Consider the following 14,992-nt stretch of genomic DNA (forward strand, 5'->3'; position numbering starts at 1 on the left):
TCGTCTTCGGGGCGTCGGCTGATCATCGGTCCCTCCCTTCGAGATTCGCCAGCAACCGTCTGCGTCCTCGCGAGACCCGCTGCTTGGCCGCGGAAACCGAGATGTCCAAGATCTCGGCGATGGTGTCCATCGAGTGGCCGGCCACGCTCAGGGTCACCGCGTGGGCTTGGTCTTCGGGCAGCGCACCGATCGCGCGCAGTGTCTCCACCGCCTCCAGGTGCAGGTCGGGTGCACCCCAGGTCGTCTGGCACAAACGGTCGCCGAGCTGCCCGATGTCCCTGTCGTCGAACCGCTGCCGGTGTCGCCGCGCGCTCATCACCATCTGCCGCACCGTCCGGTAGAGCCACGGCCGCTCGTTCCGGACCGGATCCCGACCGGGGTCTTTCAGGGGACGCACGACCAGTTCGGCGACCGCGTCGTCCGCGAACGCCCGTGCGTCGGGGACGGAGGCGCCCAGCTTCACAGCGAACCTGGCCAGCTCGACGTAGTAGCGCTTGCGGAGGCTCATCGCGTGCTGGGCCAAGGCAAGGTCCGCTTCACAGGGGCCGTCCGTCACGCCGGATCCGGATGTTCGGGCGCCGGTGGGGTGCCGAAAGAAGACTCGGTGCACCATGCGGTGTCGGACATCTGTTCGGCCGGTCTGCTCACCGTGGACTCCTTCGTCACTCCCATGTCGGTAAGTGACGGAAAAGGCCTGCGGTGACCAAAGATCTTCCCCGTGGGGTGAACTCACTCGTTCGGCCCAGCGTGACGTCTCGGGCACCCTGCACGCGCAACGCCGTGTTGGGCGCGGGACTGTCGGTCCGGCGAGCTAGTCTGCGGCCGGAGGAAGCGCCGGGTGAGACAGGGAGAACCGTGGACCAGGACACGCTCACCACCGTGGTCGGCCGGGTGGCCGGCACCGAGGATTCGACGCCGCTGCAGTTCCACGTGGCCATCGATCCCGAGGCCTACCTGCAGCTCGACGACGTCGTCGTGACCCGGCGGGAACTCCCCGGCCTGGGCGAAGTCACGTCCTTCGGGGTCGTGACGCAGGTGAGCGCGCGGCACGAGGGCGCCAGCTTCGGCAGCGACGTCTTCCTGATCTCCGACGGTGTCCTGCCCGCGCAGGTGCAGGAGATCGCCGAGATCGCCACCACCCGCGTCGAGCCCGAGTGCTACGTGCCGCCGCGGCCGGGGGCCCTCGTCCAGCGCGCCGTGGGGGAGGATCGCGCGCAGGCGCTGTACTTCGACAACATGACCCGCCAGGTGGCGGTCGGGCTGGGGCGGGACGGCGAACCCGTCTACCTCAACATGGACTTCCTCGACGGCACCCGCGGCGCGCACGTCAGCATCAGCGGCGTCTCCGGCGTCGCCACCAAGACGTCGTTCGCGTTGTTCCTGCTGCACTCGATCTTCCGCGGCGGTGCCCTGCCGAACGCCCACAACGCCAAGGCCCTCGTCTTCTCGGTCAAGGGCGAGGACCTGCTGTTCCTCGACACCCCGAACGTCCACCTCGACGAGAAGCTCAAGGCCGAGTACGCCAAGCTCGGCCTGCCCGCGGAGCCCTTCGCGTCCGTCGGCTTCTACGCGCCGCCGACGCCGTCGGACACGACGGGGAAGCCTTACGTCACCGGGCGGACCTCGGGCGTCGGCGCCTTCTGGTGGACCATCGCGGAGTTCTGCGCCAAGGACCTGCTGCCCTACGTCTTCGCCGACGCCGAGGACGAGCGCAACCAGTACACGATGGTCATCCACCAGGTCGCGAACCGGCTGCGGCTCGACAGCACCCCGGCGGGCAAGGACGGTGCCGCCAACGTCGACGGCGTCCTGTGCCGCACCTACGCCGAGCTCGTCGACGTCATCTGCGAGCGCGTCACCGACGAGGAAACCCGCGCGAGCTGGGCGGGTGCGGTCACCGGCGCGGGCACGGTCAACGCCTTCATCCGGCGCCTGCGCTCGAGCCAGCGCGCGCTCAACGGCCTGATCCGCGGCGATCTCACCGACCACTCCGCGCGCTCGTTGTCCACGGAGAACCAGCAGGTGACCGTGGTGGACATCCACAACCTCGTCGAGCGCGCGCAGCGGTTCGTCGTCGGTGTCACGCTCGCCGCGGAGACCGCGCGCAAGGAAGCCGCCGGCCCGGGCGGGCTCCTGTTCACCATGCTGGACGAGCTGAACAAGTACGCGCCGCGCGAAGGCAGCAGCCCCATCAAGGAGGTGCTGCTGGACATCGCCGAGCGCGGCCGCTCCCTCGGCGTCATCCTGATCGGCGCGCAGCAGACGGCCAGCGAGGTCGAGCGCCGCATCGTCAGCAACAGCTCGGTGCGGATCGTCGGGCGCCTCGACGCCGCCGAGGCTTCACGGCCCGAATACGGCTTCCTCCCGGCCAGCCAGCGGGTCCGCGCGACGCTCGCCACGCCCGGCACGATGTTCGTGAGCCAGCCGGAGATCCCGGTGCCGATCGCCGTCGGCTTCCCGTTCCCGGCCTGGGCCACGCGGCTTTCCGAGGCCGGGAAGGTGCCGTCGACCACCGCTTCCTCGAAGAAGTCCGATCCCTTCGCCGGTTTGCCGACGGGCGGCAGCGACCCGTTCGGCGACGACCCGCCGCCGTTCTGAGCCCGCCGCCCGCTACCTGAACGGAAGGACGAAGTGTGAAGTTCCTGCACACCTCCGACTGGCACGTCGGCAAGACGCTCAAGGGCCGCAACCGCCTGGACGAGCAGCGGGCCGTGCTCGGCGAGATCGTCCGGACCGCGCGCGACGAGGCGTTCGACGCGATCCTGGTCGCGGGCGACCTCTACGAGACGTCGGCGCCGTCGGCCGCCGCGCAGGAGCTCGTGGTCCAGGCCCTGATGGCGTTGCGCGACACCGGCGCCGAGGTCATCGCGATCGCCGGGAACCACGACCACGCGGCGACCTTCGAGGCGTACCGGCCGCTCCTGCGGAAAGCGGGCATCCACCTCACCGGGAACCCGCGGCCGGTCGCGGACGGCGGGGTCGTGTCGTTCGACGCCCGCTCGACCGGCGAGCGCGTCAACGTCGCCGTGCTGCCCTTCCTTTCCCAGCGCTACGCGGTCCGCGCCGCCGAGCTGCTCGCCGGCACCCCGGCGGACAACGTCGGCGAATACGACCAGCGCGTGCGCGACATCCTGGAACACCTCAAGTCCGGGTTCTCGGCCGGCGCGGTGAACCTCGTCATGGCGCACCTGACGGTGACCGGCGGGACAATGGGCGGCGGCGAGCGCGCGGCGCAGTCCATCTTCGAGTACCACGTGCCCGCCACGGCATTCGGCGCCGATCCGCACTACGTGGCGCTGGGCCACCTGCACCGGCGCCAGTCCCTGCCCGCCGCCTGTCCGGTGCACTACAGCGGCTCGCCGTTCGCCGTGGACTTCGGCGAGCAGGACAACAAGAGCGTCATCCTGGCCGTGGAGGTGACGCCGACGACGCCGGCGAAGATCACCGAAATCCCGATGACCGCGGGACGGCGGCTGCGGACCGTCCACGGCACGGTGGCGGAGCTGACCGGCCGCGCCGAGGAGTTCGGCGAGGACTACCTCCGCGTCTACGTCCGCGAAGCGACCAGGGCCGGGCTGCGCGAGGAGATCCAGGAAGCCCTGCCGAACGCACTGGAGATCCGCATCGACCCGGAGTTCGCCGCCCCGGTGACGACGGCGGGCGGCGACCGCGCGATCGCGGACCGTTCGCCGGGGGAGCTGTTCGCCTCCTACTGCGAAGAGCGGACGGTCGAGGACAAGCGCGTCCAGTCGCTCTTCGCGCGGCTGCACGACGAAGAGACGAGCGGGGTGTGACATGCGGCCTGTGCTGCTGGAGATGACCGGCTTCGCGTCGTTCCGCGACAAGACCGAAGTCAGCTTCGAGGACACGGACTACTTCGCGCTCGTCGGGCCGACCGGCGCCGGCAAGAGCACCGTGATCGACGCGCTCACCTTCGCCCTGTACGGCTCTGTCGCGCGCTGGGACCATGAAGGGCTCGTCGCGCCCGCGCTCGCCCCGACGGCGAACCGGGCCACCGTGCGGCTGGTGTTCGACGCGGGTGGCGCGCGCTACCACGTCGTGCGCGAAGTCCGGCGCAGCGGCGGGAAGAAACCCACGGTCAGCGTGAAGAACGTCCGCCTGGAACGGCTCGCCGACCCGGCCGCGCTCGGCGGGCCGGAGGACGACGCCGACCCGGTCGCCGCGGACTCCGAGGTCACCCCGGCCGTCGAACGCCTGCTCGGGTTGACGTTCAAGCACTTCTGCACGTGCGTCGCGCTGCCCCAGGGCGACTTCGCGGAGTTCCTGCACGCCAAGGCCGCCGACCGGCAGAAGATCCTCATCAAGCTGCTGGGCCTGGAGGTCTACGAACGGATCGGCCGCCGCGCCGGCGTCACCGCGGAGCAGCAGAAGCAGCGCGCCGCCGTCCTCGCCGAACAGCTCGGCAGCTATGCCGACGCGACCGAAGAAGCCGTCGAAGAGCTTTCCGCGCGGATGACGGCACTCGCGGACCTCGACGCGCGGGTGAGCGCGGCCCTGCCGGGTTTGTCCGACGCCACCCGCGTCCACGACGAAGCGCGGCAGCTGGTCGCGACGCTCACGCGGGAGCTGGGTGTCCTCGACGCGCTGGAACGCCCGGACGGCGTCGAAGACCTCGAAACCCGGCGCCGCGCCGCGGCGGACGCGGCCACGACGGCCCGGGCGGGATTGGACAAGGCCGAGACGGCGGACGAAGCGGCCCGCGCCGCCCTCGCCGCCGCGCCCGCCCGCGGGGAGCTGGAACGGATCCGCGCCGCGCGTACCGAGGTCGCCGAGGCCGAGAAGGCCCTCCCGCGCCTGGAAGAGGCGGCGACCGCGGCAGCGGCGGCGAAAGCGGCCGCCACCGAGGCGGCCGCCGAAGCCGTGGCCGCGGTCGACGCGGCCCGCAAGACCCGGGACACGACCGCGCGTGCCGCCGAGGACGCCGCCGCCGAAGCCGCGCGGGCCCGGCAGGACCGCGACCGGCTGGCCGGGCTGCGCACGCCCGCGGATCTCGGGGACCTGTCGGCGGATTCGGCGCGCGTGGCGAAACGCCTCGCCGGTGCCGACGCGCGGCTGCGCGCGGCCGAGGCCGCGGACGCCCAAGCGCGCGAGGCGCTGGGCGCGCAGCCGGACGTCGCTCCGCTGGCCTCGGCCCGGTCCGACGCCCGCACGCTCTACGCGTTGTGCGAGGCGCAACGGAAGGCCGCGCCCGAGCAGGCCGCGCGCCGGAAGGAGCTCGAAGCCGCGCGGGCGTCCTTCGCGACCGCCGACGTCGAACTCGTCGCGGCGAAGACCGCGCTGGGCGAAGCCGAACGCACCGGGCAGGCCCTGGTGCTGCGGGCCGGCCTCGTCGCCGGGCACGCGTGCCCGGTGTGCGAGCAGGAAGTCACGACGGTGCCGGACGCGGGCGGGCACGCCCACCTGGCCGAGGCCCGCAAACGCGTCGAGCACGCCGAACGCGAGCGCGCGGCCGCCGAAGCCGTCGTGCGCAAGCTGGAGCGGGCCGTGGACCGCGACGCCGACGCGGCCGTGTCCGCGGCCGCGCAGGCGGAAGAACTGCGTGCGGTGCTCGCCGAGGTCGACGGGCCACCGGAGTCGCCGGTGCTGCGGCGCCCGGTCGAGGCCGCCTTTTCCGAGCAGGACTTCGCGGATCTCGTCACCGCCGTGCGGGAACGCGGGGAGTGGCTGTCGGCGACGATCGACGGCCGCACCCGCGTCGCCGAAGCCGCGCGCGCCGCGGACGCGGAACTCGCCGCGGCCCGCGCCGAACGCGCGGCGGCGCGGAACGACGCCGACGTCGTCGAAAAGTCGTTCGCGGCGGCCAGGGACGCACTGCGGGCGGCGCGGGATCCGCTGGTGGAGCTGGGGGCGCCCGCGATCGACGGCGATGACGTGCCGGCGGGCTGGCAGCGTCTCACCGCGTGGGCGGCCGCCACGCTGGAAGAACGCCGGGCGGCGCTGGCTTCGCGCGAAGCGGCCGCCGAAGCCGCGGGCAAGGAAGCCGTCGTCGCCGGCGAGGACTTCAAGACCGCCGAGCGGGAAGCGGAGCAGCGCCGCACCCGCGCGGTCGACGCGGGACTGGCCGAGCAGGCGGCGAGCACCGAGCTGGCGAACACGCGGCGCCGGCACGGCGAACTGGCCGCCACCCTGGAGGGCGCGCCCTCGGCCGAGGTGGTGGCCGAGCAGCTCGAGAAGGTCGCCGAACTCGAACGAGCCGCGAAAACGGCCGACGCGGACCTGCGGACCGCCCGCGCGACAGCGAAACAAGCCGCGGAAGCCCAGGCTCGGATCGCCGGCCAGGTCGACGCCGAACGGCAGCGGCTGTCCCGGGCGCGCGACCCCTTGGTGGGGCTCGGCGCCCCGCCGATCGACGGCGAGAGCCTCCTCGGCGCGTGGACCGCGCTCACGGACTGGGCGGCCGGGCAGGCGAAGCAGCACCGCGAGCGAGTGGCCACGGCCGCGACCGCCGAGGGCGAAGCCGCCGAAGCGTTGCGAGTGGCCGAACGCGCGGTCGTCGACGACGTCACCGCGCTCGGCGTCTCCCTGGACGAAACCGGCGCGGTGCGCGACCGCGTCCCGGTGGCCGTCGCGGCGGCCCGGGCGCGGGCCGAGGGCGACCACACGGAGATGAAGCGGCGCGTGGCGCGCGTGGCGGGCCTGCACGGCGACATCGCGGCCGCGGAGTCCGAAGCGCAGGTCGCGCGGCTGCTCGCGGATCTCCTGCGCTCGGACAAGTTCCCGCGCTGGCTGATCGCCGGCGCGCTCGACACGCTCGTCGCCGAAGCGTCGGCGTCGCTGCTGGAGCTGTCCGGCGGCCAGTTCGAGCTGACCCACGACAAGGGCGACTTCCTGGTGGTGGACCACAACGAGGCCGACGCCCGCCGCCCGGTCAAGACGCTGTCCGGCGGGGAGACGTTCCAGGCGTCGCTCTCGCTGGCGCTCGCGCTGTCGTCCCAGCTCGGCGCGATGGCCGCCGAGGGCGCGACCAAGCTCGAGTCGATCTTCCTCGACGAGGGGTTCGGGACCCTGGACGAGGCCACCCTCGACGTCGTGGCGTCCACATTGGAGAACCTGTCGGCCACCGGCTCCCGGATGGTCGGGGTGATCACGCACGTGCCGGCGCTCGCCGAGCGCGTGCCGGTGCGGTTCCTGGTCACCCGTGACGGCACCGGCTCGCACATCAGCAGGGAGGGCGCATGACGGCCGTGGCCGGCATGAACTTCAGCGTCGACTCGTGGGACCCGGGCTACGGCAGCTCGATGGAGGCCGAGGAGCTGGCGCGCTCCGGCGCCGAGGTCGAGCTGGAAGTCGAGGTGCCGGTCTCGGAGTGGACCCCCATCGACCCGTCCCCGGTGTCGCCGCCCGAGGCGGTGCTGTTCGTCGACGGCGTCCGCCGCATCGACGCCCGGGTGTGGATCGACGACCCGGCGGGCATGAACTCGGCGTCCATCGGCCTTTGCGCGTCGTACGCGGCAGGGGTGGTGTGCTGCTGCTCGGGGCGCGCCCACGTCGTCGCGACCGACGTCCGGCGAGGGGTGTTCACGGTGGCTTCGGAGGCGGGTGACATCCCGACGTCGGCGGGGGTCTACCGCGCGTTCCGCGCCGCGGCCAAGGAGGACAAGCCGCTGCCGGTGGTGCTCTCGTCGGCGTTGCAGGAGCAGCTGGCCGAGGCCGAGCTCGACACGGCGGCCGAGGCGCGCCGGGCGATCGCCGGCCACGTCGGCAGCGACCTGCTGGTGGTGGACGGCCCGTTGAGCGGCCGCACGCACCTGCCCCGGGCGGTGGGGTTCATCAAGAGCCACCAGACGACGTACCTGCCGGGCGACCTCAACGCGATGGTCGGCAGGCTGGGCCCGCACCAGCGCACCCCGGTGTTCCTGATGGGCACGACGTGGGTCCGGCATTCGTGGTACCTGCGTTTGCCCTCGGTGGGCGGCCCACCGTGGTCGGGAGTGGTGCGCGTCGAGGCGGCGCCCCACCTGGGGCGCGAAGAGGTGGCTGGGCTGGCGAACCTGACGCAGTCGGTGCTGGGACGGTTCGCGTCGGTGGAGTACAAGGACTCGCGGGCGCCGCAAAACCTCTATCCCATCGCGGGGCTGGAGCGGGACCTGCGGCATCGGCTGGGGGATCAGCAGTTCGTTTACCGGGCGCTGAGGGTGGCCGCGGTTCGCTGAGACCCGGTCGGACCCCCGCCCTTCCCTGGGGGGCGTGCCCTTGGCCAGTCTATCGGCGCCCCCGGACGAAACCCGGTCCGAAGACCCGCGGCGGCGCCGGTTGTCCACAACCGCGGAGCGGTGTTGACAACTCGAATCCTCCGCCGCGCATAGACCGGCCCGGCGGTCCACACCGCCGGGCCGGAATCCGCCCTCTGGGGGTGGGCGGCCCCGGGACGGCGGCCTGGGGACCGCCCGACCCGAGGTGTCCTTTGTGGATGGTCAGCTCAGCGAGCCGTCCCCCGTCTGGGGCGCCCCCGCCGGCTTGACCGCGACCTGCGGCTTCGCCGGCTTCACCGGCTTGGTCGACGTCGTCGGCGGCTTCGGCTTCGTGGTGGCCGGCGGCTTCGGCTTCGCTGTCGACGACGGCGGCGGGGTGCCCACGATGGTGAACGTCTGGGTCGCCTTGCGGCCGTCCGTGCACGTGAACGTCGCGCTGTACTTGCCCGGCGTCGTGATCGCCGTCGTGTGGCCGCCGACGCGGCCGAAGTTGCCGCCTTCGGACCACACCAGCGGTGCTGCGAACCCCTTCGACGTCACCGCCGTGGCCGGGGTGCAGCCCCCGCTGGCCGCGTACGTTTCCGCGTCGACCCGGCCGCCCGGCTCGGCCTGCTGGGTCAGGCCCCAGCTGACCTCGGCGGCTTCGGCCGGGAGCGCCACCGTCAGCGTCGCCGCCCCCGCGGCCGTTAGTCCGATCAGTGTTTTCTTCAGCATGATCCGTCCCCTCTCCTGCGTGTCCCCTCCACGCTTGAGCCGCGAAAACGGTTGAGCCACGGAAATGTTCAAGTACGTGAACGACTATCGAGTCTATGTTTCCTGGTCACGTATGCGTTAGCTTGTCCGCCGTTGATCCCGTTCAGTGACGAGGGAGACCGCGATGCGCAACGGCCCACTGATCATGGCCGCCGTACTGGGACTGTCGATCGCGGCCCCCGCCACCGCGGATGCCCAGCCCTGGCGCGACGCCCGTCAGTCGCCCGACCGTCGCGCCGCGGAGCTCGTCGCCGCGATGACCCTCGACGAGAAGATCTCGCAGCTGCACCTGCAGCCCGACGCCGAGCACCAGCGGTTCGTGCCGCCCATCCCACGCCTGGGCGTGCCCGGCTTCCGGATCGCCAACGGCCCGGCCGGCATGGGCCCGGCCGACGACAAACCGCAGAAGCCGGCCACCGCGCTGCCGGCCACCATGGCGCTGGCGTCGACCTTCGACACCGGCCTCGCGCGCCGCTACGGCCGCCTCATCGGCGACGAAACCCGCGTGCTCGCCCACAACGTGTCCGAAGGCCCCGACATCAACATCGCCCGCGTCCCGCGCAACGGCCGGACGTTCGAGGGCATGGGGGAGGACCCGGTGCTGGTCGGGGACATCGGCGCCGCCGACATCCGCGGCATCCAGGAGAACGGCACCATCGCCGAGGTCAAGCACTACGCGGCGAACAACCAGGAGACGCAGCGCCAGAGCGTCGACGAGCACATCGACGAGCGCACCCTCAACGAGATCTACCTGCCGCACTTCGAACAGGCGGTCACCGAAGGCCACGCGGGCTCCATCATGTGCGCCTACCCGAAGATCAACGGCGTGTTCACGTGCGAGAACCCCGCGCTGCTGCAGGACAAGCTGCGCGACGACTGGGGGTTCAAGGGATTCGTCCAGTCCGACTGGGGCGCCGCGCACAGCACCGTCGGGTCGGCGAACGCGAGCATGAACCTCGAAATGATCGACGGCACCTGGTACGGCGAGAAGATGAAGCAGGCCGTCCTCGCCGGGCAGGTCAGCGAGCAGCGCGTCGGCGAGCTGCTGCTGCCGCGGTTCCGGACGATGTTCGCGTTCGGCCAGTTCGACCACCCGCCGACGCTGACGCCACTGCCGACCGCGCGGCACGACGCCGCCGCGAAGGAGTTCGCCGAGCGCGGCATGGTGCTGCTGCGCAACGAGCACGCCCAGCTCCCGCTCGACGACCGCGCGGTGCGGTCGATCGCGCTGATCGGGCCGTTCGCGACCAAGGCCAAGACCGGTGGTGGCGGCAGCTCCGCCGTCATCCCGACGTCCACAGTGGACCCGTTGCCGGGGCTGCGGCAGCGGGTTCCGGGAGCGACGGTGACCCTCGACGACGGCAGCGACCCGGCGCGCGCGGCTTCCGCGGCGAGCGCCGCCGACGTCAGCGTCGTGATGGTCGGCGACAACGAGGCCGAGGGCAAGGACCGGCCCAGCCTGGCGCTCGACGGCAACCAGGACGCCCTCGTCGCGGCGGTCGCGGCGGCGAACCCGCACACCGTGGTCGTGGTGAAGAGCGGCGGGCCGGTGCTCATGCCGTGGGCGTCGTCGGTGCCCGCGATCCTGCAGGCGTGGTACCCGGGCCAGCAGGACGGCGCCGCGGTGGCGGGCGTGCTGTTCGGCGACGTCGACCCGTCGGCGAAGCTGCCGGTCACGTTCCCCGCGACGGACGCCGACACCCCGGCGAACACGGCGGCGCAGTTCCCGGGCGTCAACGGCGTCGCGACGTACTCGGAGGGCCTGCAGGTCGGCTACCGGTGGTTCGACGCCCAGGGCAAGACGCCGCTGTTCCCGTTCGGGCACGGCCTGTCGTACACGACGTTCGCGTTCTCCGGGCTGTCGGTGCGCAACACCGGCGACGGCGCGACGGCGACGTTCACGGTGCGGAACACGGGCAAGCGCGCCGGCGCCGAGGTGGCGCAGCTGTACCTGGGCTTTCCGGCGGCTGCGGGCGAGCCGCCGCGGCAGCTGAAGGGGTTCTCGCGGGTGGAGCTGGCACCCGGCCAGGCTCGCCGGGTGACGATCGACCTGGACGTGCGCGACTTTTCGGTGTGGGACACGGGCCGCCACGCGTGGCGGCCGGTGCGGGGCGGGTTCACGGTCCAGGTGGGCGACTCGTCGCGCTCTCTGCCGCTGCGGGTGCCGCTCACGCGGTGACGGTCACGGCCTCGCGGAGTTGTCCACAGCCCCGGCGTGATGTGGATCAGCGCGGCCGGACCGCGGCTTCGCCGGGCTTTTCGTCGGCGGGACTCGATACGCTGGAAGCGGGCAGGCCCCCAGGGAGGGCGGGGTCTGGTGTGGGGGCGGGCCTGATGTGGGTGGGGTCTGGTGTGGGGGCGGGCCTGATGCGGGTGGGGTCTGGTGTGGGGCCCGGCAGCCGCTTCAGGCCTTGCAGCCCGGGGTGACCGCCGCGGCGGTCACCAGCTCGCGGGACTCCACCAGCGGCGCGACCGGGTCGTACGTGCCGTCGACGTCCTGCTGGGCCTGCTCCAGCGCCTTCACCGCCGGATCCTGCGAAGCGATGTCGCCCGGCTTCGCGCGGTCCAGCGCCGTCTTCGCGTCTCGGGCGCGGTCGCGGGCCGTCGCATACTTTTCGGCGAACGCCTTCCGGACCGTCTCGGCCAGCGGCACCGGGGCCGGCGGGAGCGCCGCCAGCCGGTCGACGACCTCGCCCGCGCGGTCCGCGATGCCGCCCAGCTGCTCGCTCAACGCCTGTTGCGATTCCTGGACCGAGTGCGGCTGGGACGTCGACGGCGCCGCCTCCTCGTTGGTGCGCTTCCGGTAGCCGTGGATGGCGGAGCAGAAGCCGTCCAGCCAGGCGCGCGTCGCCGGGTCGACGGCCGGCGCGGTGGTGAGCGTCGCCGGGGCCGTCACCGTCACGGTCGGCGCGGTCGGGGCCGGCGGCTCCGTACACGCGGTCAGCAGCAGGCAGGCGCCGAGCAGTCCCAAGACGATCTTCATGGCTTCCCCTCACGCTCTGCGGGTACACGCGCGAGCCGGCCCGGCGGTTGCCTCAGGCCGCGGCGAGCGTCCCGCCCAGCGCGAGCCTGCCATCGTCGGTCAGTTCCGCGCGAGTCCACTGCCCGACGGTCACGACCGGCCCCCGCGCCGGCCGGATCAGCCCGGCCCGCGCCAGCTCGTGCGCCGTCGCCTGGTCGCAGCACGGCAACCCGTCGACCCGCAGGTCCGGCTCGCAGCTGCAGGTCAGCTCGGCCCGCCCCGCGCCGACGGCCCGCAGCATCGCCAGTGCCCTTCTGTTCAGCATGGTCTTCCCCCTCCGTGGAGCTGTCCTGAAGGAGACGTGACCGCCGTCACCGAATACGCGGCTTTCGCGAGGTTCCCCCGAACGGTGCACCATGAGCCCATGACGGATTCGATCGGCGACCCGGCGGTGCGCGCGTTCATCGACGCGCTGAACGCGGGCGACCGCACAGCGTTCCGGGCCGCGCTCACCCCGGACGCGACGATGTCGGACGACGGCACGGACCGCGATCTGGCGGACTGGACGGAAAAAGAGATCTTCTCCAGCCAGGGCCGGCTCGAGGTGGAAGCCGCGGAGGACGAGGGCCGGAAGTTCGTCGCGAACTACTCGAACTCGACGTGGGGCGCGATGCGGACGCGGTGGGCGTTCACCGTTCGCGACGGTAAGGTGGCGCGCTTCGAAACGGGTCAGGCTTAGCCACCGGCGCGGTTCCCGGCCCTAGAGCCGTTCCTGCAACGCGTCCGCCGCCGCGAGCAGGTCCGCCGCCCAGCGCGCGCCCGGCTTGCGGCCGATGCGCTCGATCGGGCCCGACACCGACACCGCCGCCACGACCGTGCCCGCCGAATCGCGGACCGGCGCCGAAATGCTGGCCACGCCCGGCTCGCGTTCGGCCACGCTCTGCGCCCAGCCGCGCCGGCGCACTTCCAGCAGCGTCCGCTCGCCGAAGACCGCGTCGGCCAGGATCGTGCGCTGCGTGTGCGGATCCGCCCACGCCGCCAGCACCTTCGCGCCCGAGCCCGCCGTCATCGGCAGCCGCGAGCCCACCGGGACCGTGTCGCGCAGCCCGCTCGGCGGCTCGGCCGTCGCGACGCACACGCGCTGCACGCCGTCGCGGCGGTAGAGCTGCACGCTTTCCCCGGTGACGTCCCGCAGCTTCGGCAGCACCACGCCGGCCGCGTCGAGCAGCGGGTCCGTCGAGCCGCCGGCCAGCTCGGCCAGCGCCGTACCGGGACGCCAGCGGCCGTCGGGACCCCGGCGCAGCAGCCGATGCACCTCGAGGCCGACCGCGAGCCGGTGCGCGGTGGCCCGGGGCAGGCCCGTCCGCGTGCACAGTTCCGCCAGGCCGCAGGGGTCGTCCGCGACCGCCTGCAGGACGGCCACTGCTTTGTCCAGTACTCCGATACCGCTATGCTGTCCCACGACCCGATACTAGCGTCCCGCACTTTGGGAAGTCCAGCATCTGGGAAAACCCTGAACTCGAGCTGCGCTCCTCCTTCGCGGCTCGCATTCGCCCCCGCGGTGCGCGCCCGAGTTCCGACGTCGAACCGTGGAAGGAGCCGGAGATGACCAGCCCGACCGGCAAGGCCCGCACACTGGCGGAGAAGGTGTGGGAAAGCCACCTCGTGCGCCGAGGGGAAGGCGCCGAACCGGACCTGCTCTACATCGACCTCCACCTGCTGCACGAAGTGACCAGCCCGCAGGCCTTCGACGGCCTCCGCCTGGCCGGGCGGCCGCTGCGCCGCCCCGACCTCACCATCGCGACCGAGGACCACAACGTCCCGACCGTCGACATCGAGCTCCCCATCGCCGATCCGGTCTCGCGCACGCAGGTCGACACCCTTCGCCGCAACTGCAAGGAGTTCGGTGTCCGGCTGCACCCGATGGGTGACGCCGAGCAAGGCATCGTGCACGTCATCGGCCCGCAGCTCGGCCTGACCCAGCCCGGCATGACCGTGGTCTGCGGCGACAGCCACACCTCGACGCACGGCGCGTTCGGCGCCATCGCCTTCGGCATCGGCACGTCCGAGGTCGAGCACGTCATGGCCACGCAGACGCTTCCGCTGCGCCCGTTCAAGACCATGGCGATCACGGTCGACGGCGAGCTGCGCCCCGGCGTCACGGCGAAGGACATCATCCTCGCGGTGATCGCCAAGATCGGTACCGGCGGCGGCCAGGGCTACATCCTCGAGTACCGCGGCAAGGCCATCGAGGCCCTGTCGATGGAAGCCCGGATGACCGTCTGCAACATGTCGATCGAGGCCGGCGCCCGCGCCGGGATGATCGCTCCGGACGAGACGACGTTCGCGTACCTGAAGGGCCGTCCGCACGCGCCGAGCGGCGCCGACTGGGACGCGGCGGTCGAGAACTGGCGGCAGCTGCGCACCGACGACGGCGCCGAGTTCGACGCCGAGGTCCACCTCGACGCGGGCGAGCTGACGCCGTTCGTGACCTGGGGCACCAACCCCGGCCAGGGCCTCCCGCTGGGCGCCGAGGTGCCCGACCCGGAGCAGATCCCGGACGAGAACGACCGCATCGCCGCTGAAAAGGCCCTGTCCTATATGGACCTGAAGCCCGGGACGCCGCTGCGGGAGATCTCGGTGGACACCGTCTTCCTCGGCTCCTGCACCAACGGCCGGATCGAGGACCTGCGGGCCGCGGCCGAGGTGCTGCGCGGGCGGAAGGTGGCGGACTCGGTCCGCATGCTGGTGGTTCCCGGCTCCATGCGGGTCCGCAAGGCCGCCGAGGAGGAGGGCCTCGACGAGGTCTTCACCGCCGCGGGCGCGGAGTGGCGCCAGGCCGGCTGCTCGATGTGCCTGGGCATGAACCCGGACCAGCTGAAGCCGGGCGAGCGCAGCGCGTCGACGTCGAACCGCAACTTCGAGGGCCGGCAGGGCAAGGGCGGCCGGACGCACCTGGTGTCGCCGCTGGTCGCCGCCGCGACGGCCGTGCGAGGCACGCTGTCGTCGCCGGAAGACCTGCTGACCGCCGCCCGCTGACCTGCTGCCGACCTCCTGAGAGGAG

Annotated in this window: 12 protein-coding genes; 7 read left to right on the forward strand and 5 right to left on the reverse strand. The window is 72.6% G+C overall.

What is annotated here, in order from left to right:
• Nucleotides 1-22 precede the first annotated feature (22 nt).
• Nucleotides 23-523 (reverse strand): RNA polymerase sigma factor, encoded by a 501-nt coding sequence (locus AA23TX_RS23965; RefSeq protein ID WP_230862685.1) that lies wholly within the window; start codon nucleotides 521-523, stop codon nucleotides 23-25.
• A 332-nt stretch (nucleotides 524-855) separates the two neighbouring features.
• Between AA23TX_RS23965 and AA23TX_RS23970 the strand changes: the two genes are divergently transcribed.
• Genes AA23TX_RS23970 through AA23TX_RS23985 form a run of 4 tightly spaced genes read left to right on the forward strand, consistent with a single transcriptional unit; the run spans nucleotide 856 to nucleotide 8,174 of the window.
• Nucleotides 856-2,598: an ATP-binding protein gene (locus AA23TX_RS23970; RefSeq protein ID WP_155545111.1), complete on the forward strand. Its 1,743-nt coding sequence runs from the start codon at nucleotides 856-858 to the stop codon at nucleotides 2,596-2,598.
• A 35-nt stretch (nucleotides 2,599-2,633) separates the two neighbouring features.
• Complete coding sequence (locus tag AA23TX_RS23975) at nucleotides 2,634-3,794, forward strand: exonuclease SbcCD subunit D (protein WP_155545112.1); 1,161 nt, start codon at nucleotides 2,634-2,636, stop codon at nucleotides 3,792-3,794.
• Nucleotide 3,795: 1 nt separating this feature from the next.
• The gene (locus tag AA23TX_RS23980; RefSeq protein WP_155545113.1) at nucleotides 3,796-7,200 is read left to right on the forward strand and encodes an AAA family ATPase; all 3,405 of its coding nucleotides are present in this window, start codon (nucleotides 3,796-3,798) and stop codon (nucleotides 7,198-7,200) included.
• Nucleotides 7,197-8,174: a hypothetical protein gene (locus AA23TX_RS23985; protein WP_155545114.1), complete on the forward strand. Its 978-nt coding sequence runs from the start codon at nucleotides 7,197-7,199 to the stop codon at nucleotides 8,172-8,174. Before AA23TX_RS23980 ends, AA23TX_RS23985 begins: the two co-directional genes overlap by 4 nt.
• Before the next feature lie 261 nt (nucleotides 8,175-8,435).
• Here the strand turns inward: AA23TX_RS23985 and AA23TX_RS23990 are convergent, their stop codons facing one another.
• Nucleotides 8,436-8,927 (reverse strand): hypothetical protein, encoded by a 492-nt coding sequence (locus AA23TX_RS23990; RefSeq protein ID WP_155545115.1) that lies wholly within the window; start codon nucleotides 8,925-8,927, stop codon nucleotides 8,436-8,438.
• Nucleotides 8,928-9,090: 163 nt separating this feature from the next.
• Here AA23TX_RS23990 and AA23TX_RS23995 point away from each other — a divergent pair, with 163 nt between their 5' ends.
• Nucleotides 9,091-11,145, forward strand: a complete 2,055-nt coding sequence (locus AA23TX_RS23995) for a glycoside hydrolase family 3 C-terminal domain-containing protein (protein WP_155545116.1) — start codon at nucleotides 9,091-9,093, stop codon at nucleotides 11,143-11,145.
• 225 nt (nucleotides 11,146-11,370) lie between these two features.
• Here AA23TX_RS23995 and AA23TX_RS24000 read toward each other — a convergent pair whose 3' ends face one another.
• Nucleotides 11,371-11,949: a hypothetical protein gene (locus AA23TX_RS24000; protein ID WP_155545117.1), complete on the reverse strand. Its 579-nt coding sequence runs from the start codon at nucleotides 11,947-11,949 to the stop codon at nucleotides 11,371-11,373.
• Nucleotides 11,950-12,001: 52 nt separating this feature from the next.
• The gene (locus AA23TX_RS24005; protein ID WP_155545118.1) at nucleotides 12,002-12,253 is read right to left on the reverse strand and encodes a hypothetical protein; all 252 of its coding nucleotides are present in this window, start codon (nucleotides 12,251-12,253) and stop codon (nucleotides 12,002-12,004) included.
• A 99-nt stretch (nucleotides 12,254-12,352) separates the two neighbouring features.
• On the opposite strand from AA23TX_RS24005, the gene AA23TX_RS24010 reads away from it, so the two are divergent.
• Nucleotides 12,353-12,667 (forward strand): nuclear transport factor 2-like protein, encoded by a 315-nt coding sequence (locus AA23TX_RS24010; RefSeq protein ID WP_155545119.1) that lies wholly within the window; start codon nucleotides 12,353-12,355, stop codon nucleotides 12,665-12,667.
• 21 nt (nucleotides 12,668-12,688) lie between these two features.
• On the opposite strand, the gene AA23TX_RS24015 is transcribed toward AA23TX_RS24010, so the two are convergent.
• The gene (locus tag AA23TX_RS24015; RefSeq protein ID WP_051183801.1) at nucleotides 12,689-13,390 is read right to left on the reverse strand and encodes an IclR family transcriptional regulator; all 702 of its coding nucleotides are present in this window, start codon (nucleotides 13,388-13,390) and stop codon (nucleotides 12,689-12,691) included.
• Between the two features lie 143 nt (nucleotides 13,391-13,533).
• On the opposite strand from AA23TX_RS24015, the gene leuC reads away from it, so the two are divergent.
• On the forward strand, nucleotides 13,534-14,967 hold the full coding sequence (gene leuC, locus AA23TX_RS24020; RefSeq protein ID WP_155545120.1) for a 3-isopropylmalate dehydratase large subunit: 1,434 nt from the start codon (nucleotides 13,534-13,536) through the stop codon (nucleotides 14,965-14,967).
• Nucleotides 14,968-14,992: the final 25 nt, after the last annotated feature.

The sequence above is a fragment of the Amycolatopsis camponoti genome (assembly GCF_902497555.1).
Classification (GTDB): Bacteria; Actinomycetota; Actinomycetes; order Mycobacteriales; family Pseudonocardiaceae; genus Amycolatopsis; species Amycolatopsis camponoti.

What these genes read in the sequence shown, in the direction of transcription:
- AA23TX_RS23980 (WP_155545113.1), top strand. Translation starts at nt 3,796, where the DNA reads ATGCGGCCTGTGCTGCTGGAGATGACCGGCTTCGCGTCGTTCCGCGAC.
- AA23TX_RS23985 (WP_155545114.1), top strand. Translation starts at nt 7,197, where the DNA reads ATGACGGCCGTGGCCGGCATGAACTTCAGCGTCGACTCGTGGGACCCG.
- AA23TX_RS23990 (WP_155545115.1), bottom strand. Translation starts at nt 8,927, where the DNA reads ATGCTGAAGAAAACACTGATCGGACTAACGGCCGCGGGGGCGGCGACG.
- AA23TX_RS23995 (WP_155545116.1), top strand. Translation starts at nt 9,091, where the DNA reads ATGCGCAACGGCCCACTGATCATGGCCGCCGTACTGGGACTGTCGATC.
- AA23TX_RS24000 (WP_155545117.1), bottom strand. Translation starts at nt 11,949, where the DNA reads ATGAAGATCGTCTTGGGACTGCTCGGCGCCTGCCTGCTGCTGACCGCG.
- AA23TX_RS24005 (WP_155545118.1), bottom strand. Translation starts at nt 12,253, where the DNA reads ATGCTGAACAGAAGGGCACTGGCGATGCTGCGGGCCGTCGGCGCGGGG.
- AA23TX_RS24010 (WP_155545119.1), top strand. Translation starts at nt 12,353, where the DNA reads ATGACGGATTCGATCGGCGACCCGGCGGTGCGCGCGTTCATCGACGCG.
- leuC (WP_155545120.1), top strand. Translation starts at nt 13,534, where the DNA reads ATGACCAGCCCGACCGGCAAGGCCCGCACACTGGCGGAGAAGGTGTGG.